Origin of the sequence: Amycolatopsis oliviviridis (assembly GCF_014654365.1) — a bacterium.
Taxonomy (GTDB): domain Bacteria; phylum Actinomycetota; class Actinomycetes; order Mycobacteriales; family Pseudonocardiaceae; genus Amycolatopsis; species Amycolatopsis oliviviridis.
The window spans coordinates 396815-422246 of record NZ_BNAY01000009.1; the positions used below are offsets into that span (position 1 = coordinate 396815).

At 69.1% G+C, this 25432-nt stretch carries 24 protein-coding genes and 1 tRNA gene; 10 read left to right on the plus strand and 15 right to left on the minus strand.

Going from position 1 to position 25432, the window contains the following annotated elements; genetic code table 11:
• Positions 1-32: 32 nt before the first annotated feature.
• The 3 genes from IE302_RS34020 to IE302_RS34030 form a co-directional block, all read right to left on the minus strand.
• Positions 33-1016: a beta-ketoacyl-ACP synthase III gene (locus IE302_RS34020; RefSeq protein WP_191258544.1), complete on the minus strand. Its 984-nt coding sequence runs from the start codon at positions 1014-1016 to the stop codon at positions 33-35.
• Positions 1013-1945 carry an ACP S-malonyltransferase gene (locus IE302_RS34025; RefSeq protein WP_191258545.1) on the minus strand — a complete coding sequence of 311 codons (933 nt, stop codon included), beginning with the start codon at positions 1943-1945 and terminating at the stop codon, positions 1013-1015. The genes IE302_RS34020 and IE302_RS34025 overlap by 4 nt, the downstream gene beginning before the upstream one ends.
• Before the next feature lie 321 nt (positions 1946-2266).
• Positions 2267-3481, minus strand: a complete 1215-nt coding sequence (locus IE302_RS34030) for a PucR family transcriptional regulator (RefSeq protein WP_191258546.1) — start codon at positions 3479-3481, stop codon at positions 2267-2269.
• Between the two features lie 329 nt (positions 3482-3810).
• Here IE302_RS34030 and IE302_RS34035 point away from each other — a divergent pair, with 329 nt between their 5' ends.
• Both IE302_RS34035 and IE302_RS34040 read left to right on the plus strand, forming a co-directional pair.
• The gene (locus IE302_RS34035; RefSeq protein ID WP_191258547.1) at positions 3811-4548 is read left to right on the plus strand and encodes a mechanosensitive ion channel family protein; all 738 of its coding nucleotides are present in this window, start codon (positions 3811-3813) and stop codon (positions 4546-4548) included.
• Between the two features lie 213 nt (positions 4549-4761).
• A complete protein-coding gene (locus IE302_RS34040; protein WP_191258548.1) occupies positions 4762-5403 on the plus strand; it encodes a nicotinamide mononucleotide transporter family protein in 642 nt (213 codons plus the stop codon).
• A gap of 72 nt (positions 5404-5475) precedes the next feature.
• Here IE302_RS34040 and IE302_RS34045 read toward each other — a convergent pair whose 3' ends face one another.
• Together IE302_RS34045 and aceE are read right to left on the minus strand one after the other, a co-directional pair.
• Entirely contained in the window at positions 5476-6687 is a 1212-nt protein-coding gene (locus tag IE302_RS34045) for an alpha-hydroxy acid oxidase (RefSeq protein WP_020630471.1), read from the minus strand.
• Positions 6688-6811: 124 nt separating this feature from the next.
• Positions 6812-9607: a pyruvate dehydrogenase (acetyl-transferring), homodimeric type gene (gene aceE, locus IE302_RS34050; RefSeq protein ID WP_191258549.1), complete on the minus strand. Its 2796-nt coding sequence runs from the start codon at positions 9605-9607 to the stop codon at positions 6812-6814.
• 402 nt (positions 9608-10009) lie between these two features.
• Between aceE and IE302_RS34055 the strand changes: the two genes are divergently transcribed.
• The 4 genes from IE302_RS34055 (at position 10010) to IE302_RS34070 (ending at position 12095) form a co-directional block, all read left to right on the plus strand.
• Positions 10010-10438 (plus strand): DUF3052 domain-containing protein, encoded by a 429-nt coding sequence (locus IE302_RS34055; protein ID WP_005164955.1) that lies wholly within the window; start codon positions 10010-10012, stop codon positions 10436-10438.
• Positions 10439-10514: 76 nt separating this feature from the next.
• On the plus strand, positions 10515-10976 hold the full coding sequence (locus IE302_RS34060) for a peroxiredoxin (RefSeq protein WP_191258550.1): 462 nt from the start codon (positions 10515-10517) through the stop codon (positions 10974-10976).
• Positions 10977-11015: 39 nt separating this feature from the next.
• Positions 11016-11087, plus strand: a tRNA-Val gene (locus tag IE302_RS34065).
• Positions 11088-11135: 48 nt separating this feature from the next.
• Positions 11136-12095: a GNAT family N-acetyltransferase gene (locus IE302_RS34070; RefSeq protein ID WP_191258551.1), complete on the plus strand. Its 960-nt coding sequence runs from the start codon at positions 11136-11138 to the stop codon at positions 12093-12095.
• A gap of 284 nt (positions 12096-12379) precedes the next feature.
• On the opposite strand, the gene IE302_RS34075 is transcribed toward IE302_RS34070, so the two are convergent.
• The gene (locus tag IE302_RS34075) at positions 12380-12883 is read right to left on the minus strand and encodes a carboxymuconolactone decarboxylase family protein (protein WP_191258552.1); all 504 of its coding nucleotides are present in this window, start codon (positions 12881-12883) and stop codon (positions 12380-12382) included.
• Between the two features lie 14 nt (positions 12884-12897).
• Here IE302_RS34075 and IE302_RS34080 point away from each other — a divergent pair, with 14 nt between their 5' ends.
• The gene (locus IE302_RS34080) at positions 12898-13416 is read left to right on the plus strand and encodes a MarR family winged helix-turn-helix transcriptional regulator (RefSeq protein ID WP_191258553.1); all 519 of its coding nucleotides are present in this window, start codon (positions 12898-12900) and stop codon (positions 13414-13416) included.
• Here the strand turns inward: IE302_RS34080 and IE302_RS34085 are convergent.
• Genes IE302_RS34085 through IE302_RS34095 form a run of 3 tightly spaced genes read right to left on the minus strand, consistent with a single transcriptional unit; the run spans position 13413 to position 15983 of the window.
• The gene (locus IE302_RS34085; protein WP_191258554.1) at positions 13413-13832 is read right to left on the minus strand and encodes a cupin domain-containing protein; all 420 of its coding nucleotides are present in this window, start codon (positions 13830-13832) and stop codon (positions 13413-13415) included. The two genes, IE302_RS34080 and IE302_RS34085, sit on opposite strands and share 4 nt — an antisense overlap.
• Positions 13833-13860: 28 nt before the next feature.
• Positions 13861-15357 (minus strand): AMP-binding protein, encoded by a 1497-nt coding sequence (locus tag IE302_RS34090; RefSeq protein ID WP_191258555.1) that lies wholly within the window; start codon positions 15355-15357, stop codon positions 13861-13863.
• On the minus strand, positions 15354-15983 hold the full coding sequence (locus IE302_RS34095; protein ID WP_191258556.1) for a TetR/AcrR family transcriptional regulator: 630 nt from the start codon (positions 15981-15983) through the stop codon (positions 15354-15356). The genes IE302_RS34090 and IE302_RS34095 overlap by 4 nt, the downstream gene beginning before the upstream one ends.
• Positions 15984-16046: 63 nt before the next feature.
• On the opposite strand from IE302_RS34095, the gene IE302_RS34100 reads away from it, so the two are divergent.
• Complete coding sequence (locus tag IE302_RS34100) at positions 16047-16538, plus strand: DUF1453 domain-containing protein (RefSeq protein WP_191258557.1); 492 nt, start codon at positions 16047-16049, stop codon at positions 16536-16538.
• Here the strand turns inward: IE302_RS34100 and IE302_RS34105 are convergent.
• Positions 16535-17713 (minus strand): aminotransferase class V-fold PLP-dependent enzyme, encoded by a 1179-nt coding sequence (locus tag IE302_RS34105; RefSeq protein ID WP_191258558.1) that lies wholly within the window; start codon positions 17711-17713, stop codon positions 16535-16537. The two genes, IE302_RS34100 and IE302_RS34105, sit on opposite strands and share 4 nt — an antisense overlap.
• A gap of 46 nt (positions 17714-17759) precedes the next feature.
• Here IE302_RS34105 and IE302_RS34110 point away from each other — a divergent pair, with 46 nt between their 5' ends.
• Both IE302_RS34110 and IE302_RS34115 read left to right on the plus strand, forming a co-directional pair.
• Entirely contained in the window at positions 17760-18389 is a 630-nt protein-coding gene (locus IE302_RS34110) for a GntR family transcriptional regulator (protein ID WP_191258559.1), read from the plus strand.
• A 4-nt stretch (positions 18390-18393) separates the two neighbouring features.
• On the plus strand, positions 18394-19155 hold the full coding sequence (locus IE302_RS34115; RefSeq protein WP_191258560.1) for a metallophosphoesterase: 762 nt from the start codon (positions 18394-18396) through the stop codon (positions 19153-19155).
• On the opposite strand, the gene IE302_RS34120 is transcribed toward IE302_RS34115, so the two are convergent.
• The 5 genes from IE302_RS34120 to IE302_RS34140 form a co-directional block, all read right to left on the minus strand.
• Entirely contained in the window at positions 19152-20774 is a 1623-nt protein-coding gene (locus IE302_RS34120) for a CocE/NonD family hydrolase (RefSeq protein ID WP_191258561.1), read from the minus strand. The genes IE302_RS34115 and IE302_RS34120 overlap by 4 nt on opposite strands.
• 148 nt (positions 20775-20922) lie before the next feature.
• The gene (aspA, locus tag IE302_RS34125) at positions 20923-22311 is read right to left on the minus strand and encodes an aspartate ammonia-lyase (protein ID WP_191258562.1); all 1389 of its coding nucleotides are present in this window, start codon (positions 22309-22311) and stop codon (positions 20923-20925) included.
• 10 nt (positions 22312-22321) lie between these two features.
• Complete coding sequence (locus tag IE302_RS34130; protein WP_191258563.1) at positions 22322-23275, minus strand: asparaginase; 954 nt, start codon at positions 23273-23275, stop codon at positions 22322-22324.
• Positions 23272-24711 carry an amino acid permease gene (locus IE302_RS34135; RefSeq protein ID WP_191258564.1) on the minus strand — a complete coding sequence of 480 codons (1440 nt, stop codon included), beginning with the start codon at positions 24709-24711 and terminating at the stop codon, positions 23272-23274. Before IE302_RS34135 ends, IE302_RS34130 begins: the two co-directional genes overlap by 4 nt.
• Before the next feature lie 4 nt (positions 24712-24715).
• On the minus strand, positions 24716-25387 hold the full coding sequence (locus IE302_RS34140) for a FadR/GntR family transcriptional regulator (RefSeq protein ID WP_191258588.1): 672 nt from the start codon (positions 25385-25387) through the stop codon (positions 24716-24718).
• Between the last annotated feature and the right edge of the window lie 45 nt (positions 25388-25432).

Below are 25432 nucleotides of genomic sequence, written 5' to 3' on the forward strand. Positions count from 1 at the left end.
CGCGGACACGGTGCCCGCGAGGGAAGTATTCATCACGGGCAGATGAAGGCCTGGCCCGCGTAGGAGAGTCCGGCCCCGAAGCCGACGGCGAGCACGACGTCGCCCTGCTTCGCGGTGCCCGCCTTGCGCATGTGGTCCAGCGCGAGGGGGATGGACGCGGACGAGGTGTTGCCCGAGTACTTGATGTCGTCGGCCACGACCATGTCCTCGCGGGCGCCCTTGGCCCGCAGCTTCTTGGCGATGGCCTCGACGATGCGCAGGTTGGCCTGGTGCGGGATCAGGACGTCCACATCGGACGGTTCGAGCCCGGCCAGTTCCAGCGCGTGCAAGGCGATCGGCGCGATCTGCGTGGTCGCCCACCGGAAGACCGACTGGCCCTCCTGGTAGATCCACTTGTCGTCGCGCATGTAGATGAGGTCGACGTGCTCGCCCGCGCTGCCCCAGGCGACCGGCCCGATCTGCGCGGTGTCGGCCGCGCCGACCACCGCCGCGCCCGCGCCGTCGGCGAAGATGATCGCGTTCGCGCGGTCGACCGGGTCGACGTGGTCGGTGAGCTTCTCGGCGCCGATGACGAGCGCCTTCTTCGCACTGCCCGCCCGGATGAGGTCCGACGCGACCCCGAGGCCGTAGCAGAACCCGGCGCAGGCGGCGTTGAGATCGAACGCGGCCGGATGCGTGATGCCGATCCGGTCCGCGACCTGGGCGGCGGCGTTCGGGATCTGCGTGGGCATCGTGCAGTTCGGCAGGATGACCGTGTCCACTTCGGACGGATCCACCCCGGCGTCTGCCAGCGCGGCGGTGCCCGCCTTGACCGCCATGTCGACCAGCGACTCGTCCTTCTCGGCGAACCGGCGCTCGACGATGCCGACCCGCTCGCGGATCCACTGGTCGTTGGTGTCCATGATCTTCGAGAGATCGTCGTTGGTCACGATCTTCTCGGGCTGGAAGCTCCCGACACCGAGGATGCGGCTCCCGGCGGCGCCCTGCGCCTGCCGCAAGGTGGATCGGTCGGTCACGAAGCGTCCTCCTGCCCCTGAAGCTTCGCCAGCTCGGCGGGCGTCTTCAGTGCGATGGTGGTGGTCACGGTTCCCTTGAGCTGCCGCTTGACCAGCCCGGTCAGCGTGCCCGCCGGCGGTAGTTCGAGCGTCGAGGTGACGCCCGCGGAGACCAGACCGTCCATGGTCAGGTCCCAGCGCACCGGGCTCGTGACCTGCTTGACCAGCCGGTCGAGGTACTCGGCCCCGCTGGTGACGACCTGTCCGTCGGCGTTCGACAGCAGCGGACGCGTGGGGTCCGCCGGGGTGATCTTCGCAGCCTGCGCGGCCAGCGCTTCCTGTGCGGGTGCCATGTAGGCGGTGTGGAACGCGCCCGCGACCTTGAGGGCGCGGACCTTGGTGCCCTCGAGCGGCTCGGCCACGATCTTCTCGATCGCGGCGGCGGCGCCCGAGGCGACGATCTGGCCGGCGCCGTTGCGGTTCGCCGCGGCGAGGCCGTGGCCGTCGAGCCAGGCGACGACCTGCTCCGGATCGCCGAGCATGACCGCGGCCATGCTCGTGGGCTCCAGCGCGCACGCCTTCGCCATCTCCGCGCCGCGGATGGCGGCCAGCGCGACGGCGTCCTCGGGGCTCAGCACCCCGGCGATGGCGGCGGCGGCCAGTTCGCCGACGGAGTGCCCGGCGACCGGCGAGTCCGCGGCGACCGGGGCTTCGCGCTGGAGGTGCTCGAACGCCAGCAGTGACAGCGCCACGATCAGCGGCTGCGTGATCGCGGTGTCCTGGATCTCTTCGGCGTCCGCTTCGGTGCCGAGGCGGATCAGGTCGAGACCGGCCCGCTCGGACCAGGCTTCGACGCGCGCGCGGGCGCCATCGAGCTCGAGCCAAGGGGTGAGCATGCCTGGGGCCTGGGAACCCTGACCGGGGGCGAGGACTGCAACTGTCACCCCCATAGAGAACACTCTCGGCCACCATGGTCGTGATGCCGACGTTCACCAAGTCCTGCCAGCGTAATTGTCGGAACCCTCCAAAAGCGCCTTCCTGATCTCCGCGCTTAACCCAAAAGCCTTGTCGGGTTCAACCAGCTTTCCCTATGAAGTCCGTCACTGCGCAGAGTTACCAACGGGTTTACCGGAGTCTGTGCCGGAGGCCGTCATTCGCGTGATCGGGAGCCGATTTCACGTGATTGGAGGCGGAACTCAGGCGAGTTCCGTCTCTGATCACGCGGGTTCCGTGTCCGATCACGCGTGTGCGGTGCCCGATCACGACGGCCGTCACCAGAGGCCGCGGGCCCGGGCCAGCCGCCCGACGGTCAGCGCCACCTTCAGCACCCAGGCGTCGCGAGATTCAGCCGCGTGGCGGCCGGTGAGTTCGGCCGCCTTCCGCAGCCGGTACCGGACGGTGTTCGGATGCACGAACAGCGTCCGCGCGCAGGTTTCCAGGACGCCGCCGCTGTCGAGGTAGGTCTCCACCGTCCGCAGCAGTGCCGGGCCCGCCTCTTCCAGTGGCCGGGCGATTTGCTCGACGAGCAGGCGTTCGGCCTCGGGGTCGCCGGACAGCGCGCGTTCCGGCAGCAGGTCGATCGATCTCGCGGGCCGCGGTGCGCCGGGCCAGCCGACGACGGCGCGCAGACCCGAGAGCGCTTCGGTCGCGCTGTGGTGCGCCTCGGCGAGGGTCGGCACCGTCGGTCCGGCGACGACCGGGCCTTCGGCGAAGGCGACGGACAGCTTGGTGAGGATCTCGCGGTCCTTGACGCTGCCTTCGGTGGGCCCGGCGACGACCACGACCAGCCGCGACCCCTGCACCGACAGCAGGACGGGCCGTCCGACCCGGGCGGCGCGGCTGCGCACCTCGAACACGACGGCGGGCGGGTCGTCCGACGTCGGGGTGCCGACCAGGGCGGTGGCGGGAGCGGCCGGATCCCAGCCGAGCGCGGCGGCGCGCGAGAGCACCGCTTCCTCGGCGTCGCCGCGGACGATGCCGTCGACGACCAGCGCCTCCAGTCGCGCGTCCCAGGCGCCGCGCGCCTCGGCGGCGGCCGCGTAGGAGTTGGCGGCGGCGAACGCGATCTCCCTGCCGTAGCGCAGGATCCCCTCGATCAGCGCGGCGCGTTCCGCCTCGTTCGCGGCGAACTCGGGCAGCTGCTCCTCGAACACCTCGATCGCCAGCCGCACCATGCCGACCGCCTGCCGCAGGCTCACCCAGCGGGAGAGTTCGGCGGGCGCCTCGCGGAACGCCTCGGTGGTGAGGGAGAGCGCCTCCTTCGCGTCGCGGAGCCAGTCGACGAAACCGGCGGCACCCGCCTGGGTGATCAACAGGACGCTCGCGCGCTGGTCGGCGGGAAGGCGGGCGAACCAGCTCAGCCGCTCTTCCATCACCGCGACGCTCGCGCTCGCGAGCCGGCCGGAGGCGTGCTCCAGCCGCCGGAGGGTCTTGGCGGACAGCCCGTGGTGCTTGGGCACACGCCGTCCGGAAGTCGCATCAGCCATGGTCAGCCGATCCTAGTCCGACGGGCCGGGTTGCCGTCGTCCTGCGGCCTTTCGCCGCTGGTGTCCGAAGTGGACGGTCAATGCCGGTGAATTGTGAAAGGTGTTTGCATAAAACTCGAGGCCGCCCGGCGCTCGCGTTTTTCGCTGCGCCGGACGGCCTCGTCTCCCCGGTCCCCACCGGTAGGACAAGTATGGGACTTGTGGATCTTTTCCCGCTAGCTCACTCACTCGATCGTGGGTCGCCGAGTTGCCGGTGCGGTGCCCGTGATCAACGATCCCTCGCAAGCCGCACCGGGTAGGTCGCGGATGCGCAGAGGAGGGAGTTCGCCGTGGGCGAGCAGCTGAAAGACGGTCTGGGACAAGCATGGAACCTTGTCGCCACCTTCGTGCCGAAACTGGTCGGATTCCTGATCATCCTGCTCATCGGCTGGTTGATCGCGAAAGCCGTGTCAAAGGCATTGGGACTGGTTCTGTCGAAGATCGGTTTCGGCAAGCTCATCGAGAAGACCGGACTCACCGGAACGCTCAAACAAGCGAATGTCGACGCGGGCGGGATCCTCGTCAAACTCGTGTACTACTTCATTCTCTTGATCGCGCTGCAACTCGCGTTCGGCGTATTCGGGGAGAGCAATCCGGTCAGCGCCCTGCTCAACGACATCATCGCGTTCCTGCCGCGGATCCTGGTGGCGCTGGTCCTGGTGATCGTAGCGGCCGCCGTGGCCAAGGTCGTCCGTGATCTGGTGACCGGAGCACTCTCCACTCGGCCCGCCGGGCGGCTGCTCGGCACCATCGCCTACTGGATGATCATGGCGTTCGGCATCATCGCCGCGCTCGGCCAGGTGAACATCGCGACGGCGGTGACGGGGCCGGTCCTGATCACCGTGCTCGCCACCATCGGCGGCGTGATCGTCGTCGGCTTCGGCGGCGGCCTGATCAAGCCGGCGCAGGACCGCTGGCAGGGCTGGCTGTCCAACCTGCAGGGCCAGCTTGAGCCCGGAAGCGGCAAGCAGGAGGTCCGTTCGGAGCCGCCGACTTCGCCCGTGGGCATCAGTCGCGTAGATTCCTGAGCATCCCGCGGGCCCGGTGATCGAGGAAGGCACCGGGCCCGCGTGGAGTCGAAGGGGCCCATCGTCGCGGAGCACGTGGCGGAGGGCCCTTTTCGCATCCTGTGAGAGTCCTTAGCGGCTCCTGAGCCGTCTCTCTGTTCCGCACCTCACACTCCCTAGGGAATGGCTCCGGAACGGAGCATGTTGGAGCGGTAGACGGAGAGGGGTGCGGACGTGGACTTCCTGCTGCACAACGGTGTCACGGTGCTCGGACAGTGGATCTCCTTCGCCGAGCTGGCGGGGCAGGTGTTCGCGCTCGCCGTGGTCTTCCTGGCGCAACGCCGCACGCTGTGGACCTGGCCGGTCCAGGTCGGTGCCACCGTGCTGCTGTTCTCGGTCTACATCTCCGCGCACCTCGGCGGCCTCGCGACCAGGCAGGTCGCGATCCTCGCCATCTCGATCTACGGCTGGTGGGCGTGGTCCCGCCGCAGCGACCCGGTCTACGGCGTCGTCGTCCGCAAGGGCCGTCTCGGCGAGCGCCTGGCGATGCTCGGCGCGTTCGCGATCGGCACCACCGCGATGGCGCTGGTCCTCGACGCGCTGAACGCCTCGTGGGCGCCCTGGCCGGACGCCGCGATCTTCGTCGGCACGCTGGTCGCCTTCGCCGCGCAGGGCGCCGGTCTCGTCGAGTTCTGGCTGGTGTGGCTGGTCGTCGACGCGATCGGCGTGCCGCTGCAGCTCTCGTCGGGCCTGTACTTCTCCGCGGCGGTCTACATCGTGTTCGCCGGGCTGGTCGTGCACGGCTGGTGGAGCTGGAACCGCACCGCGAAGCAGGTGCGGACCGCTCCCGCAGGCCTCTCCACGGCGGGCCGCTGACCCCGCGTTTCGTCCTCTGAATGCGGTATTTGCGCGACGCAAGTACCGCATTCAGAGGACGAATTGCGTCGGTCAGCGCATGGTGGCGTGCGACGGCTTGAGGTCGGCGAGGGTGCGGACGCCCAGCAGCTGCATGGTCCGGGTCATCTCGGCGCGCAGGATGTCCACGCAGCGCTGAACGCCGCGCTCGCCCCCGGCCATCAGGCCGTAGAGGAACGCGCGCCCGATGAGCACCGCGTCGGCGCCGCGCGCGATCGCGGCCACGATGTCGCCGCCGGAGAGGATGCCGGTGTCGACCCACACCTCCGCGTCGCCCTGGATCTCGTCGAGCACCGCGGGCAGCAGTTCGATCGGGGTCGGCGCGCGGTCGAGCTGGCGGCCGCCGTGGTTGGACAGCAATACCGCGTCGGCGCCGTGCTTGACCACGTCACGGGCGTCGTCGACGTTCTGGATCCCCTTGACCACGAGCTTGCCCGGCCAGGTCTGGCGGACCCAGTCGAGGTCGTCGAAGTTCAGGGTCGGGTCGAAGAGCTGGTTGAGCAGTTCGGCGACCGTGCCGTCGAACTGGCTCAGCGAGGCGAAGGTCAGCGGTTCGGTGGTCAGCAGGTTGAACCACCACGACGGGTGCATCGCCCCGTCGACGAAGGTCTTGAGGGTGAGCGCGGGCGGGATGGTCAGCCCGTTGCGGACGTCGCGCAGCCGCGCGCCGGCGACCGGGGTGTCCACCGTCAGCATGAGCGTGTCGAAGCCGGCGGCCCAGGCGCGATTCATCAGATCTTCGCCCGCTTTGTGGTCGCGCCAGACGTAGAGCTGGAACCACTTGCGGGCCTCGGGCGCGGCCGCCGCGAGGTCTTCGATCGACGTCGTCGCCATCGTCGACAACCCCATCGGGATGCCGTTGCGCTGCGCGACGCGGGCCACCGCGGACTCGCCTTCGTGGTTCATCATCCGGGTGAACCCGGTCGGCGCGAACGCGAACGGCAGCGCCGAACGCTTGCCGAGGATCTCCTTGCTCGTGTCCACATCGGACACGCCGCGCAGGACGTTCGGGTGGAATTCCACGCTGCGGAAGGCCTGCCGGGCGCGGCGGAGGCTGTCCTCCAGCTCCGCGGCGCCGTCGGTGTAGTCGAACGCGGCGCGCGGGGTGCGCTTGCGGGCGAGCATCCGGAGGTCGGCGATCGTGTGCGCGCCCGCCAGCCGCCGTTCGGTCGGGTTGAGCACGATCGGCTTCGGCCGCAGGATCTGCTTCAGCTCACTCGGCTTCGGCAGTCGACGCTTGGTCACACTCGCTCACCCTTCCCGCTTCCCCGGAAACATCCGATGTCTCACCCTAGCCCGCTGCTCGCTGGATGCAATGAAGGGGCCTTTCATCGCAAAATTTGCAATGAAAGGCCCCTTCATCTCAACGCTAGGCGCTACCGGAGTCCGACAACTGCGGACCCGCGGCGGCGACGTCGTCGAGGCGGTACTTCCGCGCCGCCTCGGCCGCCTTCGCCCGGTCGACCTCGCCGCGCTTGGCCAGCGCGCTCAGCGTGCCGACCACGATCGACTGCGCGTCGACCAGGAACTTCCGCCGGGCGGCCGGGCGGGTGTCGGAGAACCCGAACCCGTCGGTGCCCAGCGTCAGCATGTCGTTCGGCACCCAGGGGCGGATGAGGTCAGGCACGGCCCGCATCCAGTCCGAGACCGCGACGACCGGCCCGTTCGCGCCGGACAGCTTCTGCGTGACGTACGGCACACGCGGCGAGTCGCCCGGGTGGAGGAGGTTGTCGTGGTCGGCCTCGACGGCCTCGCGCCGCAGCTCGGTCCACGACGTGGCCGACCACACGGCCGCGCGTACACCCCACTCCTCGGCCAGCATCTGCTGGGCCCGGAGCGCGTCCGGCATGGTGACGCCGGACACCAGTATCTGGGCCTCCGGGCCGTCGCCCGACGGCGCGTCGGCGTACTTGTAGAGACCCTTGAGCAGGCCGTCGACGTCGAGGTTCTCGGGCTCGGCGGGCTGCTGGTAGGGCTCGTTGTAGATCGTCATGTAGTAGAAGATGTTCTCGCCGTTGCCGTCCGGCCCGGTCTCGCCGTACATCCGGCGAAGACCGTCCCGCACGATGTGGGCGATCTCGAACGACCACGCCGCGTCGTAGGCCACGACGGCCGGGTTGGTCGCCGCCAGCAGCAGCGAGTGCCCGTCCGCGTGCTGGAGGCCCTCACCGGTCAGCGTGGTGCGGCCGGCGGTGGCGCCGAGCACGAACCCGCGGGCCATCTGGTCCGCCGCGGCGTAGAGGCCGTCACCGGTCCGCTGGAACCCGAACATCGAGTAGAAGATGTAGATCGGGATCATCGGCTCGCCGTGCGTGGCGTACGAGGTGCCGACGGCGGTGAACGACGCGGTGGACCCCGCTTCGTTGATGCCCTCGTGCAGGATGACGCCCTTTTCGGACTCCTTGTAGGCCAGCATCAGGCTCGCGTCGACCGACGTGTACGTCTGGCCGTGCGGGTTGTAGATCTTGGCCGTCGGGAACATCGAGTCGAGGCCGAAGGTGCGCGCCTCGTCCGGGATGATCGGGACGATCCGCTTGCCGATCTCGGAGTCCTTCGCCAGCTCGCGGACGAGCCGGACGAACGCCATCGTGGTGGCGACCTCCTGCTTGCCCGAGCCCTTGCGGATGCCTTCGTAGACCTTGTCGCCCGGCAGCACGAGCGCCTTCGAGGCCTTCGGGCGGCGCTCCGGCAGGAACCCGCCGAGCGCCTTGCGGCGGCCGAGCATGTACTCGATCTCCGCCGAGTCCTTGCCCGGGTGGTAGTACGGCGGGAGCTTCGGGTCGCGCTCGAGTTCCTCGTCGCTGATCGGGATGCGCTGGGCGTCCCGGAACAGCTTCAGGTCGTCGAGGGTGAGCTTCTTCATCTGGTGCGTGGCGTTGCGGCCCTCGAAGGACGGGCCGAGGCCGTAACCCTTGATGGTGTGGGCCAGGATCACCGTCGGCTGGCCGTGGTGCTCCAGCGACGACTTGTAGGCCGCGTAGACCTTGCGGTAGTCGTGCCCGCCGCGCTTGAGGTTCCAGACGTCGGCGTCGGTGAGGTCCTTGACCAGTTCCTTGGTCCGCGGGTCGCGGCCGAAGAAGTGCTCGCGGACGAAGGCGCCGTCGTTGGCCTTGTACGTCTGGAAGTCGCCGTCCGGCGTGGTGTTCATCAGGTTGACCAGCGCGCCGTCACGGTCGGCGTGCAGCAGCGAGTCCCACTCGCGGCCCCAGATGACCTTGATGACGTTCCAGCCGGCGCCGCGGAAGTACGACTCCAGCTCCTGGATGATCTTGCCGTTGCCGCGCACCGGGCCGTCGAGCCGCTGCAGGTTGCAGTTGATCACGAAGGTCAGGTTGTCGAGGCCCTCGCCCGCGGCGACGTGGATGAGGCCGCGCGATTCCGGCTCGTCCATCTCGCCGTCGCCGAGGAACGCCCAGACGTGCTGGTCGCTGGTGTCCTTGATGCCGCGGTCACGCAGGTAGCGGTTGAACCGGGCCTGGTAGATCGCGTTCATCGGGCCGAGGCCCATGGACACGGTCGGGTTCTCCCAGAACTCCGGCATCAGCCGCGGGTGCGGGTACGACGGCAGGCCGCCGCCCTCGCCGGCGTGCGAGAACTCCTGACGGAACCCGTCCATCTGGTTCTCGGTCAGCCTGCCCTCGAGGAACGCGCGGGCGTAGATGCCGGGGGAGGCGTGGCCCTGGATGAAGATCTGGTCGCCGCCGCCCGAGTGGTCCTTGCCGCGGAAGAAGTGGTTGAAGCCCACTTCGTACAGCGCCGCGGACGAGCCGTAGGTCGAGATGTGCCCGCCGACGCCGACGCCGGGACGCTGCGCGCGGTGCACCATGATCGCGGCGTTCCACCGGATGTAGGCGCGATAGCGGCGCTCGATCTCCTCGTCACCGGGGAACCAGGGTTCGTTCTCGGTGGGGATGGTGTTCACGTAGTCCGTCGACGTCAGCGCCGGGACGCCGACGTGGCGTTCCCTGGCCCGCTCGAGGATGCGCAGCATCAGGTAGCGGGCGCGCTGCTGACCACCCCTGGCCAGCGCCTCGTCGAAGGAGTCCAGCCATTCGGCGGTCTCCTCCGGGTCGATGTCGGGCAGGTGCGCCGCCAATCCGTCACGGATGACGCGGACGCGTGCCGGGGTCTCCTTGCCGGAGGCGCCGTCGTTCTGCGGGGCCAAGGGGTCTCCTTGCGAAAGGTGGTAGCTGGTTGTGCTCGTACTCGGGCGTGTTCGCCGTCCATCGTCGTCCTCCGGTTCCGTTCGCGTCACCGCTACTGATCGGTAACGTCCACGGACCCGATTGCGACACACCTCGCACGCGCCTGTACTCGCGCGCGCGTTTTCTCTCCCACCCTAAAGCAGGCCGTTCGGGGGTGCCCAAGCGCGCCCGGATTGACCCTCCGGGAGTGGGCTGAATGTCCGTATGCCGCGACACGAGTTGTTCAAGATCCGGTGTGGACGGTTGCGCGGATCGCTTCACCAGTGTTCGCTAACGGGCATCGTGTACCCGAGTGTGGTGCCCGCCCGGTCGAATCCGGCCGAGCGACACCACGCTCCGTCGTAGTTGGAGGAGTGACAGCAGTGGTCGCCGCGGGAGACGCTGATCAGAGCAGCGTCGCCGAAAGGCTCGGGATCAAGCCGGACATGGTGGTCCAGGAGATCGGCTGGGACGAGGACGTCGACGACGACCTTCGTGCGGCGATCGAGGAACAGATCGGCGGCGACATCCTCGACGAGGACGCCGACGAGGTCATCGACGTGGTGCTGCTGTGGTGGCGCGAGGACGACGGTGATCTCGGCGACACGCTGATCGAGGTCCGGACCCCCTTGAACGAGAACGGCGTGATCTGGGTGCTGACCCCGAAGACGGGGCAGCCAGGGCACGTCGAGCCGAGCGAGATCGCCGAAGCGGTGCCGCAGGTCGGGCTCGCCCAGACGGCCAACATCAGCGCCGGTCCCAAGTGGGCGGGCACGCGGCTGGTGTCGCCGAAGTCGAAGACCAAGCGGTGACCCGGGGAGCCGCGCGATCGACACGATAGGGTTGTCCTCGCAGGCCCCTGTTCGCTCTTGAGAGGAAACCGCCGGTATGGCCGTCGAGGTCGGATCGCAAGCCCCGGACTTCACGCTCAACGACTACAACAAGCAGGCCGTGAAGCTGTCGTCCTTCCAGGGCGACAAGCCGGTCCTGCTGGTGTTCTACCCGTTCGCGTTCAGCGGTATCTGCACCGGCGAGCTGTGCCAGCTCCGGGACGAGTTCGCGGACTACGACGGCAACGGCGTCCAGGTCATCGGTGTGTCGGTGGACACCCCGTTCTCGCTCAAGGCGTGGGCCGAGCAGGAGGGCTACCAGTTCCCGCTGCTTTCGGACTTCTGGCCGCACGGTGAGGTCGCGAAGGCCTACGGCGTCTTCAACGAGGCGGCCGGCCTGGCCACCCGCGGCACCTTCCTGATCGACAAGGACGGCGTCGTGCGGTTCGCCGAGGTCAACCAGCCCGGCGAGGCTCGCGACCAGCAGGCGTGGAAGAAGGCCGTGGCCTCCCTGGCCTGAGTCTTCACCGGTGGCACCCGTACGCGGGTGCCACCTCCCGGGCGCATAGCTCAGCGGGAGAGCACTCGGTTTACACCCGAGCGGTCGTAGGTTCGATCCCTACTGCGCCCACCGAAAACCCGGCGACAACCCGCCGAGCGCGGGACTACTTTCAGCCGCATGCACGACCTGACGTGGCGGCCGCTCGCCCGCGAGGACGCCCAGGCGTCCGCGGACCTCCTCAACGCCATGGAGACCGTCGACGGGATCGGCGAGAACTACACGGCGGAGGACACCCTCCAGGAGCTGATCGACCCGTACGCGGACCTGGAGCGCGCGAGTCTCGCGGCCTTCGACGGCGACGTGATGGCCGGCTACATGAAGATCCGCTTCAAGCCGTCCGCGGAAGAGATCCATCGGGTCTTCCTCGACGGCGGGGTCCACCCCGGGTATCGCCGCCGCGGGATCGGCGGCGCGCTCGTCGACGCGGGGGTGGCGGCGGCCAAGGTGGTGCACGCGTCGCATCACCCGGACTCGAAGCTCGTGGTGGACGTCAACCGGCCCGAGCGCATCGCCGGTCTCGCCGAACTCGTCCGGTCCCGGGGGTTCACGCCGGTGCGTTACTTCCAGCGGATGGAGCACTCGCTCGGCGCCTTGGACGGTCCGGCGATCCCGGACGGGTTCGTGGTCGAGCCGTGGTCGGAGCGGAACGACGAGGACTTCCGCACGGTCCGGAACGAGGCGTACCGGGACTACTGGGGCGCGGCGCCGATGCCCGCCGATCTCTGGCGGAACAAGATCACCAACCAGACGTTCCGGCCCGACATCAGCTTCCTGCTCCGCGAGGAGGCGACGGGCGCCGCGGTGGGGATGCTGGTGACCCTGTGGTGGGAGGCCGACACGGAGGCCACGGGCGTCCGTGACGCGCACTTCATGGTGATCGGAACGCTCCGGGAGTACCGGCGGCGGGGCGTCGCCGGTGCGTTGATGGGACACGCGTTGCGGGCCGCCGTCGATCGGGGCTACGACCGCGCCAGTTTGAACGTGGACTCGGCGGACCCGGCCGGGGCGTTCGGGGTCTTCGAGAAGGCCGGCTTCGCGCCGAAGATGCGCTTCGTGCGATGGGCCCTCGAAGCCTGACCTCGACGCAAGTAGAGGACTAAATGCGGGGGGAGACACGTGAAGGCCCCCTTCCCTCGGCTGAATCGAGGGAAGGGGGCCTTCACGTACCCCCACACCAGTGGAACGTCCGGGTTTTGGCGGTCTGGTCTGCCCCCTCGGCAGGCCAGACCGCCGGTGCGCCGCGCCGCGGGTGGCGAACTTTCGGCTGCACAAGAGAAGAGGCGGTCGGGACTGCCCAGATACATCAAGATCGGCGGCCATTGGAGTGATACCGGGCCGTGAGGGGCGACCACGTAAAGCGACTACGCGCGGATGAGCCTGTTCGCCAGGGTCGACATCGTGTAGGCCCCGATGCCCATGACGACTTCCAGGGCGTTCCGCTCGGTGAATCCGTGCCCGAAGAAGGCCCGCAGCGTCTCGTCGTCCACGCCGCCGGCGGTTTCGAGCACCGCCAGCGTGAACTGCCGGACGGCTTCCAGCCGCTCGTCGGGAACGGGCTCTTGCGAGCGAAGCGCCGCGATGACGTCGTCGTCCGCGTGATGGCCCTTCAGCCTGCCGGTGTGGATCTCGACGCACACTTCGCAGCCGTTCCGGGTCGCCACGGTCATCACGACTGTCTCCCGCGCGAGCGGGTCGAGCGTGGTCTTTTCGAAGCTCGCGCTGAGCCTCAGGAACCCGTCGAGCAGTTCCGGCGACGACGCCTGCCGGGCGACGGCGGTGGGGAGGTGGCCGAACTTCCGGATGGTCGCCTCCATCGAACGGCGCGAAGCTCCGGGCGCGGTTTCGAGGGTGTGGTCGGTGAACAAGGCAGCCCCTTAAGATGGTCAACGTGGTTGACGAAAAGGTAAACCAGGTTGTCGAACAAGGCAAGCGAGTTCCCGAAACTCCCGGGTTCGAGCTGCCGTTGCTGCTGTTCGCGGGCTTCCGGTCGATCATCGACCGGCTGCACGCCGAGCTGGCCGAGCAGGGGCATCCCGACGTCCGTCCCGCGTACGGCTTCGCCCTGCAGGCGATCGGCCTCGGTGGCGCGACGGCGAGCGAGATCGGGCGGCGGCTCGGGGTCAGCAAGCAGGCGGCGGGCAAGACCGTCGACAAGCTGGAGCAGCTCGGTTACGTCGAGCGCGCCGACGATCCGGCCGACGCGCGGCGCAAGGTCGTGCGGCTCACCGGCCGCGGGATCGACTCACTCCGCCGGTCCGCGGCGATCTTCGACGAGCTGCGCGAGGACTGGGTCGGCACGCTGGGCGCGGGCCGAGTCCGCGCGCTCGAAACCGACCTTCGCGCGATGGCGCCGGCGGACGGCTTCCGGCTCGACGTCGCGGGCTGGTTCGGAGCCTAGAAAGGACAACCCGGGTTCGGCGCGTCCTGCGAGAGCGGGCTCCCGTGCGGCAGCACGTAAAGCACCTCCAGGACCACCGGCGTCGTCCCGAGGTTCCGTCCGATGTGGACGGTGTCGCTCGGCTCGGTGAAGACCGCACCCTTGCGGTACAGGCCGTCGAGCCCGCAGTCGGCCGAGTTGTGCGTCAGCGTGCCGTTCTTGACGTACGCGTACAGCTTCCCGTCGTGATAGTGCCAGCCGGTGTACCCGCCGGGCTGGATGACGACCTCTCGCAGCACGTAGTCGGTGTCCCCGACCGTCTTCTGCTTGAAGATCGTCCCGGTCACCCCGGACCCCGGGGTCGCCCCGGCCGTCCCGGGGACGGCGAGCGCGAGGACGAGCGTGGCGAGCAGCGTGGTCACAGACCGCAGGCGCATACGGGAAACGGTACCGCGACGGGCAAGGTCAGGGCGCCCGAAGCGTCCGCCGCAGCATCTTCCCGCTCTCCGTCCGCGGCAGCCGTTCCCGGAAATCGAACCGGCGCGGTGTCTTGAACCCGGCGAGCTCCGCCCGGCAATGCTCTTCGAGCCGCTCCGCCAGCTCGGAGTCCCCGGCGACACCTTCGACCGGTTGCACGACGGCGACGACCCGTTGTCCCCATTCGGGATCCGGTTCCCCGATCACCGCGACGTCGGCGACGTCGGGATGGCTCAGCAGCCGCGCCTCGATCTCGGCCGGGTAGATGTTCACCCCGCCGGAAAGGATGAGATCCGTCCGCCGGTCGCACAGGAACACCCGGCCCGCGGGGTCGAGGTAGCCGACGTCCCCCACGGTGACGAACTCCCCGGAGCGCGCGGCGGCCGTCTTGTCCGGATCGTCGTGGTAGTCGAATTTCGTGTGCGCGGAACTGAAGTAGAGCGTCCCGGTCTCCCCCGCGGGGAGCTCCCGGCCGTCGTCGTCGAGGACCTTCACCCGCACGCCGTCCAGCGGCTCGCCGACGGTGCCCGGCTCGGCGAGCCAGTCCCGGGCGTGCACCGCCGTGATCAGGCCCTCGGACGCGCCGTAGTACTCGTGGACCACCGGCCCGAGCCAGGCGAGCGTGCGCTCCTTGACCTCCCGGGGGCACGGCGCGGCGCCGTGGATCACCGAGACCAGGCTCGACAGGTCGTAGTGCGCGCGGACGTCCTCGGGCAGCCGCAGCATGCGGTGGAACATCGTCGGCACCAGATGCGTGCTCGTCACGCGGTGCTTTTCGGTGAGCCGCAATGTTTCCGTGGCGTCGAACCGGTCCATCAGCACGAGCGTGTGCCCGAGATGCAGGATCGCGGTCGAGAACATGCCGGGCGCGGCGTGGTACAGCGGGCAGGCGACGAGGTGCACGCCGTGCCCCGGCAGGACGTCCAGGCGTTCGAGGACGTGCGCGTGGATCGGGTGCAGCGCCGGTGGTCGCCCGGACAGCGCGCGCCGGACGCCTTTGGGGCGTCCCGTGGTCCCGGAGGTGTAGAGCATCGTCTGCCCGGCGGTCCGGTGCTCCGGCGTGGTGACGGGCAGATCCGCGCCCCAGGACGCGTAGTCGGCCCAGCCCGGCGTCTCGCCGCGCGAAAACCGGTGCAGGCTTCCCAGTTCCGCGGTGCACGTGGCCGCGATGTCCGCGTCCGCGACGGCCACCTTGGCGCCGCTGTTGGCCGCGATGTAGGCGATCTCCCCCGGCGAGGACCGGTGGTTGACCGGGGTGAAGTACATCCCCGCCTGCAAGGTCGCCAGCAGCAGCTCGTAATAGGTGAGTCCATTGTGGATGATCGCGACGACGCCGTCGCCCTCGCCGAGGCCGAGCTCCCGCAAAGCGTGGGTCAGCTGGTTCGCGCGCGCCGAGAGTGCGCCGAAGGTGGTCTCCCGCCCGTCGACGTCGATCACCGCGACGCGGCCGGGGTCCTGGGCCGCGACTTCGTAGAACGTGCTCATCCCTTCACCGTGCCAGCCGGTTCGGGGCGCCGCAGTGTCTCGAGATGCCGCCGGAGCACGGTGCGCATCAGCTCCGGCGAGGTCCGGCCCGTCGACAGCGCGAGGCCGTCCAGCAGCGCGGCCAGCCGTTCGGTCTCGACGGCCAGGTCGAGGTCGTCGAGCAGACCGCCCGCTTCGTTGGCGCCGTCGAGCACCCGCCGGACGAGGGCTCGGACCCCTTCGTACATGCGGACGGCCTCCTCGGCGAGGTCCGGCCGGTTCTTTGCGGCGGCGGAGAACGCCAGCCAGACGTCGGTTTCGGCCTTGGTCTGCTCGGTGAGCGGGAGCAGCTCGCCGAGCAGTGCTTCGGTGATTTCCTGCCGCCGCGAGCGCGGGGTCGCGGGGTCGAGCAGATCGGGGAGGTGTCCCAGCAACCTCGCTTCGAGCCGGTCGCCGAGCGCGCGCATGGCGAACACGATCAGCTCGTCGTGGCCGCGGAAGTAGTGCCGCACCGAACCGATCGCGAGTCCGGCCTCCCCGGCCACGCTCCTGAGCGACGCCTGCGCGAGGCCGTCCCGCTGGATCACGCGGAAGACGGCTTCGGCTATCTCCAGGCGGCGGGCGTCGGGGTCGACGATCTTGGGCATGTTGTCTTTATAGCACGGCCTTGCTATTTTATTTGGCACAGTCATGCTATAAAGGGGGAGTTCATGAGGACCTGGTTGCTGATGGCCCTGGTGGTCGTCGCGGTGATCGCGATCGTCGTGCGGAGGCTGCGCGGAGAACCGCTGGTCGCACGCGAGGTGTTCGGGGCGCCGGTGATCCTGCTCGCGATCGGGGTCTACGGCCTGGCCAAGCTGGAGATCTTCACTCTCACGGACGGCCTCTGGCTCGTTCTGGGCTCCGTGGTCGGCTGCGGCCTCGGTGCGGTGCGCGCCACGACGACGAAGCTGTTCGAGCGCGACGGCGTGCTCTGGCTGCGCTACACCGGCTGGACGTTCGGTGTCTGGGTGCTGTCGCTGCTGGTGAACTTCGGGATCGGGTTCCTGGCGACCACGGCCGGGGCGCATCCCGACGCGCGGCCGGTGACGTTGTCGATCGGCGTCAGCCTGCTGGGGGAGGCCCTGGTGATCGGCAAACGCGCGAAGGCGACGGGGCTGCCCTTCGCCCCGCCGTCCGATTCGCTGCTTTCCCGCCGTTAAGCCAGTTTCCCGACTTCGCCGACGAGGAGCGCGATGTCCTCTTCGGTGTTGAAGTAGTGCACCGAGGACCGGACCAGCGGAGGCAGTCCGCGCTCGGCGAAGTCGAACTGGGCGGACGTCGCTTCCGTGACGCTGACGTTGACCTTCGCCGCCGCCAGGCGCTGTTTCACTTCCTGTGAGGGCGTTTTCGCCACGCTGAACGTGACGATCCCGCATTGCCGTGTGCCCTGGTCGTGGACCTTGACGCCGGGGACCTCGCGGAGCGCGTCGCGCAGTTTCGCCGCGAGCGCGGCGACGCGGGCCTCGATGGCGGGCATGCCCCATTCGAGGGCGTAGTCGATCGCCGTGCCGAGGCCGTGCAAGGCGGCGTGATCGCGTTCCCAGACCTCGAACATCTTCGCCGTCGAGTCGACTTCGTAGGTTTCCGGCGCTGTCCACACCGCCGAATGGAGGTCGAGCATCGCGGGCTCCACGCGCTCGCGCAGGCGCGGGTGCGCGTAAAGGAATCCGGTGCCGCGCGGCCCGCGCAGGTACTTGCGGCCGGTGATGCTGAGCGCGTCGCAGTTCAGGCGCGCGACGTCGAGGTCGATCTGGCCGGCGCTCTGGCACGCGTCCAGCAGGAACGGGATCCCGGCCTCCCGCGCGACCGCGCCGATCTCCTCGGCGGGGTTCACCAGCCCGCCCTGCGTCGGCACGTGGGAGACGGCGATCAGCTTGACGTCGCCGTCGACGCGGCGCTTGAGGTCTTCGACGTCCAGCTGCCCGGACTCGTCGTTGTCGACCACCTCGACGACGGCACCGGTGCGCTTCGCGATCTGCAGGAAAGAGATGACGTTGCTCGCGTACTCGGACTTCGCGGTCAGGATCCGGTCTCCCGCGGCGAACGGGAGCGCGTAGAAGACCGCCTGCCACGACCTGGTCGCGTTGTCGGTCAGCGCGATGTCGCCCGGCTCGGCGCCGACGAGCCGGGCCGCCGAGGCGTAGACGCCTTCCATCCGCTCCGCGGTCGCCGCGGCCTGTTCGTACCCGCCGATCAGGGCTTCCTCGCGCAGGTAGTCCACGACGGTGTCGGTCACCCGGGAGGGTGGCAGCGACGATCCGGCGTTGTTGAGGTGGACCACTTCCGCACAGCCCGGCGTCTCGAGGCGAGCGCGGTTCACATCGAAGTCCGTCATGCCTAACTGAATACAGTACGGCCGAAGTGCATGCAATACTGTCGGCATGACGAGGAACCTGCTTCGGCGTGACCTCGCGGAGGAGATCACCGCCCGCGTGCTCGACGGCCGGATCGCCGCGGACAGCCGGATCAACGAGGTGCACCTCGCCCGCGAACTGGGCGTCAGCCGGACACCGTTGCGCGAGGCGCTGATCGGGCTGGCCGATCGCGGGCTGCTCGTCTCGGCGCCCGGTCGCGGCTTTCTCGTGCCGCCGTTCGATCCCGGCGAGGCCCGGCAGCTGTATCCGCTCGTCGCGGAGCTGGAATCGCTCGCGCTGCGCTGGAGTTCGCCGCAGGACCTCGTCGGCCTCACCGGCGGCCTGGACCGGATCACCACCGAGATGGCCGCGGAACTCGATCGGCAGGGCGATCTGTCCACTTTGGATGATCGCTGGCACGCGCTGCTGGTCTCGCGCTGCACGAATCCGCATCTGCTGCGCCTGATCGAGCAGACGAAACCGCTGCTGAAGCGCTACGACGCCCGCTATTTCGGTGGCGTCGAACGTTCTCGGGAGAGTATCGATGAGCACTTCCGGATCGCCGAGGCGATCCGGGTGCCCGACCTCGCGACGGCCGTCGAGCTGCTCGTGCGGAACTGGGTGAAAACGTTGGCATATCTGGACGACATGGGGTGAAACGATGTTCGTGACGGCACATCTGAGCGACAACCATCTCGACGGCGGGGAACGCGCAGACGAACGCACCGAGCGGGTCATGCGGTATCTGGGGGGCCTGGTGACACCGGTGGACGCGATCCTGGTGACCGGCGACATCGCCGACCACGGCACCCTTGAGGAGTACCGGCGCGCGGCCGAGCTGTTCAAGACCGACGTCCCGCTCTTCACCTGCCCCGGCAACCACGACAAACGCGGCCCGTTCCGGGAAGGGCTGCTCGGTCAGGCGCCGGACGACGCGCCGGTCAACGTGGCGCACACCGTCGGCGACGTCACGTTCGTCATGGCCGACTCCAGTATCCCCGGCAAGCCGGACGGGCAGTTCGACGACGAGACCCTGGCCTGGCTGGACCGTGTTCTCGCCGACGGCGACGGGCCCGCCTTCATCGCCTTCCACCATCCGCCGGTCGCGCTCGGGCTGCCGCTGGTGGACGCGATGCGCCAGACCGGCGAAGAAAAACTGGCCGAGGTGCTCGCCCGGCATCCGCGTGTGGTTGCCTTGCTCTGCGGGCACGTGCACGCCGCGGCGTCGACGACGTTCGCGGGGGTGCCGCTGCGGTCGGCGCCGTCGGTCGGGTCGAGCATCCTGTTCCCGTGGGAAGAGAACGGCCTCCGGGGCTGGGGTGAGGGCGGGCCGGTCGACTACGACCTGCCGCCGTCGCTGCTGTTCCACGTACTGCACGACGACGGCAGGCTGACCACCCACCAGCGGGTGGTGCCGAACTAAGCCGAGAACACCGGCAGCGTGATCCGGGACGGGTGCGCGGGGTCGTGGAAGATCTCGAACCGCGCGGGTTTCCCGTCCACCGAGCTGTGCACCGGTTCGCCGGTGCCGTGGTTGCGGGCGAAGCGCGGGAACGCGCCGCCCGCGACGTGCAGCCGCAGCCGATGCCCGCGCCGAAACCGGTAGGCGGTCGGGTCGAGCCGGACCTCGGCCGCGACCACACCGTCCACATCGGACGCGGGACCGCCGGGCCGCAGGCGGAGGATGCCGTCGGTGACGTTGCGGGAGACCCCGCGACCGTCCACGTCGCACAGCCGGACGAACACGTCGCCGTGCCCGAGGTCGGTCCGGACGTGCACTAGCGCGGAGACCTCGCCGATGACGTCGAGGTCGCGCTTCAGCACGTCGCCGGTGAACAACAGCACGTCCCGGCGCTGCTCGACGTCCGTGTTGTCCTGCTGTTTCTGCACACCCGACAGCAGCGGGCCGCCGACGGTCGGTGTGGGATCCGCCGGGTCGTAGGTGAACGTGCCCGGCTTCGACTCGACGGGTTCGTCGGGGGAGAGCCCGCCGGGGCGCAGGAAATACGGGGTGGCGTCCGACTTCGGCGGCCAGCTTTCGAAGTCCAGCCATCGCCCCGAGCCTTGGAGGTACAGGCGCACGGGTGCCTGCCTCAGCGGCGCGCGATCGCCGAGCAGGTGAGCGGAGAGAAAACCGATCTGGTCGGTGATCAGGGTCTTCAGGCTGGCTGGCTCGCCGTGCGCCCACGGGCCGATGGTGATCCGCGGCTCGCGGCCGGCGGCGGCGAGTTCCTTGAAGTCGCGCAGCTGGGCGGCGATGAACAGGTCGTACCAGCCGGTCACCATGCTCACCGGCGTGGTCAGCCCGGCGACCTCGGCGCTGTGGTCCGACGGTGCCCAGAAGTCGTCGCCCGGTTCGGCGTGCGCGGAGACGTCCTGCAGGAACCGCACCTGCTTGCCGATGGCCGCGACGTCGGCGCCGGAAACCGGGAGATGCGCCATGGCCCGGCGGGTCTTCTTCGTCTGCCAAGGGTTCGGCAGGCCGGCGAACCGGCCTTCCTGGCGGCCGATCAATGACGACCACGAGACCATGTTGTCGACCGCGAGGATCCCGCCGGGGTAGAAGGCCGAGACGAACTCCGACGCGGTGACGCCGAGACAGATCGCTTCGAGCGGCTCGTCGAGGTACGGCGCGACGGCCCATTGCGTGTGGCCGAGGTAGCTCGCGCCCGCCATCGCCACCCGGCCGTCGCACCACGGCTGCTCGCGCAGCCAGGCGACGGTGGCGAGGCCGTCCTCCTTCTCCAGGTGGAACGGCCGGAACTCGCCGCCGGAGCCGAAGGTCCCGCGAGTGCTCTGGAGGACGACTTGCAGTCCATGTCGTGCGAACGTCTCGCCGAAGATCTTGCCCATCACGCCCTTGCGGCCGTACGGCGTGCGGATCAGCACCACCGGCCGTGGCGCGTCGCCAGGGACGGCGTAGCGGTCCGCCAGCAGCCGGACGCCGTCGGGCATCGGGACGGGGATCGCCTTGGTCACCGAGGGAGCGGGGCCTTCGGCCGGGGGAAGGCCGAGATATCGGTCGAGAAGTCGGTCGAGCACGCCTGGGCCGCCTTTCGCGCGGATGATCACCTTCCGCTTACGACCGTACTCGCATGTCATGAAAGTGGCTTTCAGGACGAAAAATGTCCTGAAAGCCACTTTCATGACACTGGCGCGGGGCGGACCGCCCGGTACCGCCCCGCTGGTCTCAGGAAAGCCGCGCGAGCGTCTCCGGCTTCAGCAGCTTCGCCAGTTCTTCCGCGGGAAGAAGACCCTTCTCGACGACGAGCTCCGCCACGCCGCGCCCGGTTTCGAGCGCTTCCTTGGCGATCTCGGTCGCCGCCGCGTAGCCGATGCTCGGGTTCAGCGCGGTCACCAGCCCGATCGAGTTCTCGACGTAGCCCCGCATCACGTCGGCGTTCGCGGTGATCCCGGAGACGCACCGCTCCGCCAGCACCAGGCAGGCCGACCGCAGATGCGTGATGCTCTCCGAAAGCGAGTGCAGGATCAGTGGCTCGAACGCGTTGAGCTGCAGCTGCCCGGCCTCGGCCGCCATCGTCACCGCGACGTCGTTGCCGATGACCTCGAACGCGACCTGGTTGACCACCTCGGGGATCACCGGGTTGATCTTGCCGGGCATGATCGACGACCCCGCCTGAACCGGCGGCAGGTTGATCTCGTTGAGCCCCGCCCGGGGCCCGGACGAGAGCAGCCGCAGATCGTTGCAGCTCTTCGAGAGTTTCACCGCGATCCGCTTGAGCACACCGGAAAGGTGCACGAAAGCGCCGCAGTCCTGTGTCGCCTCGACGAGGTCCGCCGCGGTCACGACGGGCAGCCCGGTGATCTCACGCAAATGCGCGACAGCGGCTTCGGCGTACCCGGGCGCGGCGTTGAGGCCGGTGCCGATCGCGGTCGCGCCGAGGTTGATCTCGTGCAGCAGCGCCACCGCTTCGGTGAGCCGCAGCCGGTCTTCGCCGAGCATGACCGCGTACGTGCCGAACTCCTGCCCCAGCGTCATCGGGACGGCGTCCTGCAGCTGCGTGCGGCCCATCTTCAGCAGGTCGTGGAACTCGACGGCCTTGGCCGCGAACGCCCGCTCCAGCACGACCATCGCCTCGGCCAGCTCGCGGACGGCGATGATCGTGGCGACGTTGACCGCGGTCGGGTACGCGTCGTTGGTCGACTGCCCGAGGTTCACGTGTTCGTTCGGGTGCACGCGGGCATAGTCGCCCTTCTTGTGCCCGAGCAGTTCCAGCGCGCGGTTCGCGATCACCTCGTTGGCGTTCATGTTCGTCGACGTGCCCGCGCCGCCCTGGATGACGTCGACGACGAACTGGTCGTGCAGTGCGCCGTCCCGGATCTCGCCGCACGCCCGGCGGATCGCGTCGGCGACGTCCGGCTCCAGCAGCCCCAGGTCGGCGTTGGCCCGGGCGGCCGCCTCCTTGACCGACGCGAGCGCCTCGATCAGATGCGGGTACGCGGAGATCGCGGTGCCGGTGATGGGGAAGTTCTCCCTGGCGCGGGCGGTGTGCACACCCCAGTAGGCGTCGGCCGGAACTTCCTTGTCTCCCAGCAGATCGTGTTCCACGCGGTGCATCGAAAGCTCCTCAGGCGGCGAGATGGTGTTCGGCGAGCGCGCCGGTCACGCGCAGGCCGGGGGCCGGTTCCAGGACGTCCTGCTCGACACCGCACAGCGCGAGCGCGGCGGCGAGCACCGGCCGGCGCGCGCGGTCTCCGCCGTCGGCGATCTTGATCGCGATCGCCGTGCCGTCCGGCAGGGCCGCGACCTGGACGGCCTCGAAACCGTCCTTGGCGATCAGGCCGGGCACCGCGCGCATGAGCGCGGTGACGTCGCGACGCGTACCCGCGACCAGTTCCGGATGCTTCCGGATCCCTTCGGCGACAAGGCTTTCCGGGGTCCCGGCGGAAGCCGCGGCGATCTTGCCGACCGCCCTGGCGAGCCCGCGCAGCGACACCGCGAACAGGGGAGCGCCGCAGCCGTCGACGGCCACCTTGGGGATCCGCTGCCCGGTCAGGTCCTCGACGCAGCCGGCGATCGCGCGCTGCAGCGGATGTCCCGGATCCAGGTAGTCCCTTGTGGACCAGTCGTGCAGGCGGCAGGTCGCGAGCATCGCCGCGTGCTTGCCGGAGCAGTTGTGCGCCAGTCTCGACGCGGTCCGCCCCGAGGCGATCCAGGCGTCGCGCTCGACGAGGTCGAACGGCAGGTCTTCCGGCGTCCGCAGGTCTTCCTCGGTGAACCCGGCGCCGTCGAGGGTCCGGAGCACCTCGGCCAGGTGGATCTCCTCGCCGGAGTGGCTGGCCGCGCCGACGGCGAACCCGGCGGCGCTCAGGTCGACGCCGAGTCGCGCCATCGCCGTGGCCTGTAAGGGTTTCGCCGCCGAACGCGGGTAGAAAGCCGCCTCGACGTCACCGGCGGAGAACAGCACCCGGCCGTCCGGGGCGAGCACCACGGCCGAACCGTGGTGCACCCCCTCGACCATTCCGTCGCGGAGGAGGTGCACCAGCGGTTCGTGGGCGGGCACGCGGATCTCGGGGATCACAGCTTCGTCTTTTCGAAGACGTCCATGTTGATCCGCTTGCGGACCCCGAACCAGCCTGCCACCAGCGCGAGCGCGATGGCGGGCAAGCAGTACAGGGTGATCCGGCCGACCTCGTCGAAGCCCATCAGCACCACTACCGCGACGAGGAAGATCAGCGTCGCGATCTCGGTGTAGGGAGAGAACGGCAGGCGGTACGACGGGCGTTCCACCTCACCGAGTTTGGCCTTGCGCACGAACAGCAGATGGGACAGCACGATGATCGCCCAGGTGCCGAGGATGCCGATGGCGGCGAAGTTCAGCACGATCTCGAAGGCCTGGCTCGGCACGACGGCGTTCAGGCCGACACCGACCACACAGACCGCGGAGGTGAGCAGGATCCCGCCGTAGGGCACGTGGTTCTTGTTCATCACGCCGGTGAACTTCGGCGCGGACCCGGCCAGCGACATCGACCGCAGGATGCGCCCGGTCGAGTAGAGCCCCGAGTTCAGGCTGGACAGCGCCGCCGTCAGCACCACCAGGTTCATCACGTTGCCCGCCTGCGGCACCCCGACGTGCGAGAGCACCGTGACGAACGGGCTTTCGCTCTTCGAGTAGGAACTCCACGGCATGAGCATCGCCAGCAGGACGACCGAACCGACGTAGAAGATCCCGATCCGCCACATGATCGAGTTGATCGCCTTCGGCATGATCTTGCGCGGGTTCTCGGTCTCACCGGCGGCGACACCGACCAGCTCCACCGAGGCGTAGGCGAACACGACGCCCTGGACGATCAGGACCATCGGCAGCACCCCGGCCGGGAAGATCCCGCCGTGGTCGGAGAGCAGCGAGAAGCCCGGGACCTGGCCGTCGATCGGCTGCTGGGTGACCAGCAGGAAGATCCCGATCCCCATGAAGGTCACCAGCGCGGCGACCTTGATGATGGCGAACCAGAACTCCATCTCGCCGAACAGTTTCACCGACACCATGTTCAGCGCCAGCACCACCGCGAGCGCGATGAGCGCCAGCACCCACTGCGGGATCGGCGTGAAGAACGACCAGAAATGCGCGTACAGCGCGATCGCGGTGATGTCCGCGATACCGGTCGTCGACCAGTTCAGGAAATGCATCCAGCCCGCGACGAACGCGCCCTTCTCACCCATGAATTCCCTGGCGTAGGAAACGAAGGCGCCGGAGGAGGGGCGGTACAGGATGAGTTCGCCGAGCGAGCGCACCACGAAGAACGCGAAAAGGCCGCAGACCGCGTAAACGATCGCCAAGGCCGGGCCCGCCTGCGCGAGCCGTCCACCCGCGCCGAGGAACAGGCCGGTGCCGATGGCGCCGCCGATCGCGATCATGTTGACGTGGCGGGGTTTCAGCGCTTTGTCGTAGCCGGCGTCACCGGCGTCGGCCGGAACCGGCGCGGCTTTGCCGTCCGCGCTGAGGGTCTGTTCGGTCACGGTGTCAGTCGTCCTTGTTCTGCTGCGTCGGGCGGCTTGGCCGCACGATGGTGGTAAGCGCGTTCTCGACGTGCTCGAGATGGGAGGTCATCGCCGCGATGGCGTCCGCTTCGGAACCGGAGGCGATGGCGGTGACGATCTCACGGTGCTCGGTGTTCGAGCGGGTCCGACGGTCCCCCAATTGGTTGAGAAAGGAGGACTGCCGGGCGAGCGCGTCGCGGATCTCTTCGATGACCTTGCCGAACACCGGGTTGCCCGAGGCCTGGGCGATGGTGATGTGGAACAGCGAGTCCAGCGCCACCCACGCGGTGTTGTCCGTTTCGAGGTCCATGCGCTCGACGAGGTGACCGAGCAGGTCGAGGTCGTCGGTACTGCGGCGCACGGCCGCGTACCCGGCGACGGGGATCTCGACGTGCCGCCGGACCTCGAACAGGTCACGGGCCGAGTAGGTCCCGAAGGTGGGGTTCTCGACCGGCCCGGTGGCGGTCACGAAGGTCCCTTTGCCCGTTTTGGACACGGTGAGCCCGAGTGCCTGCAGCCCCCGCAACGCTTCGCGGACGACCGAACGGCTGACCTCGAACTCCTTGCCGAGCGCGGATTCCGACGGCAGCTTCTGCCCGACGGGGTAGTCGCCGCGCTCGATGGCGCCGCGGAGATGGGCCAGCACGGCCTCCATCGCGCTGACGCGCCGGGGACCACCGTGTCCGGCTGTCTGGCTGTC

What these genes read in the sequence shown, in the direction of transcription:
- IE302_RS34025 (WP_191258545.1), bottom strand. Translation starts at nt 1,945, where the DNA reads ATGGGGGTGACAGTTGCAGTCCTCGCCCCCGGTCAGGGTTCCCAGGCC.
- IE302_RS34140 (WP_191258588.1), bottom strand. Translation starts at nt 25,387, where the DNA reads ATGGAGGCCGTGCTGGCCCATCTCCGCGGCGCCATCGAGCGCGGCGAC.
- IE302_RS34100 (WP_191258557.1), top strand. Translation starts at nt 16,047, where the DNA reads ATGAGGACCTGGTTGCTGATGGCCCTGGTGGTCGTCGCGGTGATCGCG.
- IE302_RS34095 (WP_191258556.1), bottom strand. Translation starts at nt 15,983, where the DNA reads ATGCCCAAGATCGTCGACCCCGACGCCCGCCGCCTGGAGATAGCCGAA.
- IE302_RS34070 (WP_191258551.1), top strand. Translation starts at nt 11,136, where the DNA reads ATGCACGACCTGACGTGGCGGCCGCTCGCCCGCGAGGACGCCCAGGCG.
- IE302_RS34090 (WP_191258555.1), bottom strand. Translation starts at nt 15,357, where the DNA reads ATGAGCACGTTCTACGAAGTCGCGGCCCAGGACCCCGGCCGCGTCGCG.
- IE302_RS34080 (WP_191258553.1), top strand. Translation starts at nt 12,898, where the DNA reads ATGGTCAACGTGGTTGACGAAAAGGTAAACCAGGTTGTCGAACAAGGC.
- IE302_RS34110 (WP_191258559.1), top strand. Translation starts at nt 17,760, where the DNA reads ATGACGAGGAACCTGCTTCGGCGTGACCTCGCGGAGGAGATCACCGCC.
- IE302_RS34085 (WP_191258554.1), bottom strand. Translation starts at nt 13,832, where the DNA reads ATGCGCCTGCGGTCTGTGACCACGCTGCTCGCCACGCTCGTCCTCGCG.
- IE302_RS34060 (WP_191258550.1), top strand. Translation starts at nt 10,515, where the DNA reads ATGGCCGTCGAGGTCGGATCGCAAGCCCCGGACTTCACGCTCAACGAC.
- IE302_RS34030 (WP_191258546.1), bottom strand. Translation starts at nt 3,481, where the DNA reads ATGGCTGATGCGACTTCCGGACGGCGTGTGCCCAAGCACCACGGGCTG.
- IE302_RS34105 (WP_191258558.1), bottom strand. Translation starts at nt 17,713, where the DNA reads ATGACGGACTTCGATGTGAACCGCGCTCGCCTCGAGACGCCGGGCTGT.
- aspA (WP_191258562.1), bottom strand. Translation starts at nt 22,311, where the DNA reads ATGCACCGCGTGGAACACGATCTGCTGGGAGACAAGGAAGTTCCGGCC.
- IE302_RS34115 (WP_191258560.1), top strand. Translation starts at nt 18,394, where the DNA reads ATGTTCGTGACGGCACATCTGAGCGACAACCATCTCGACGGCGGGGAA.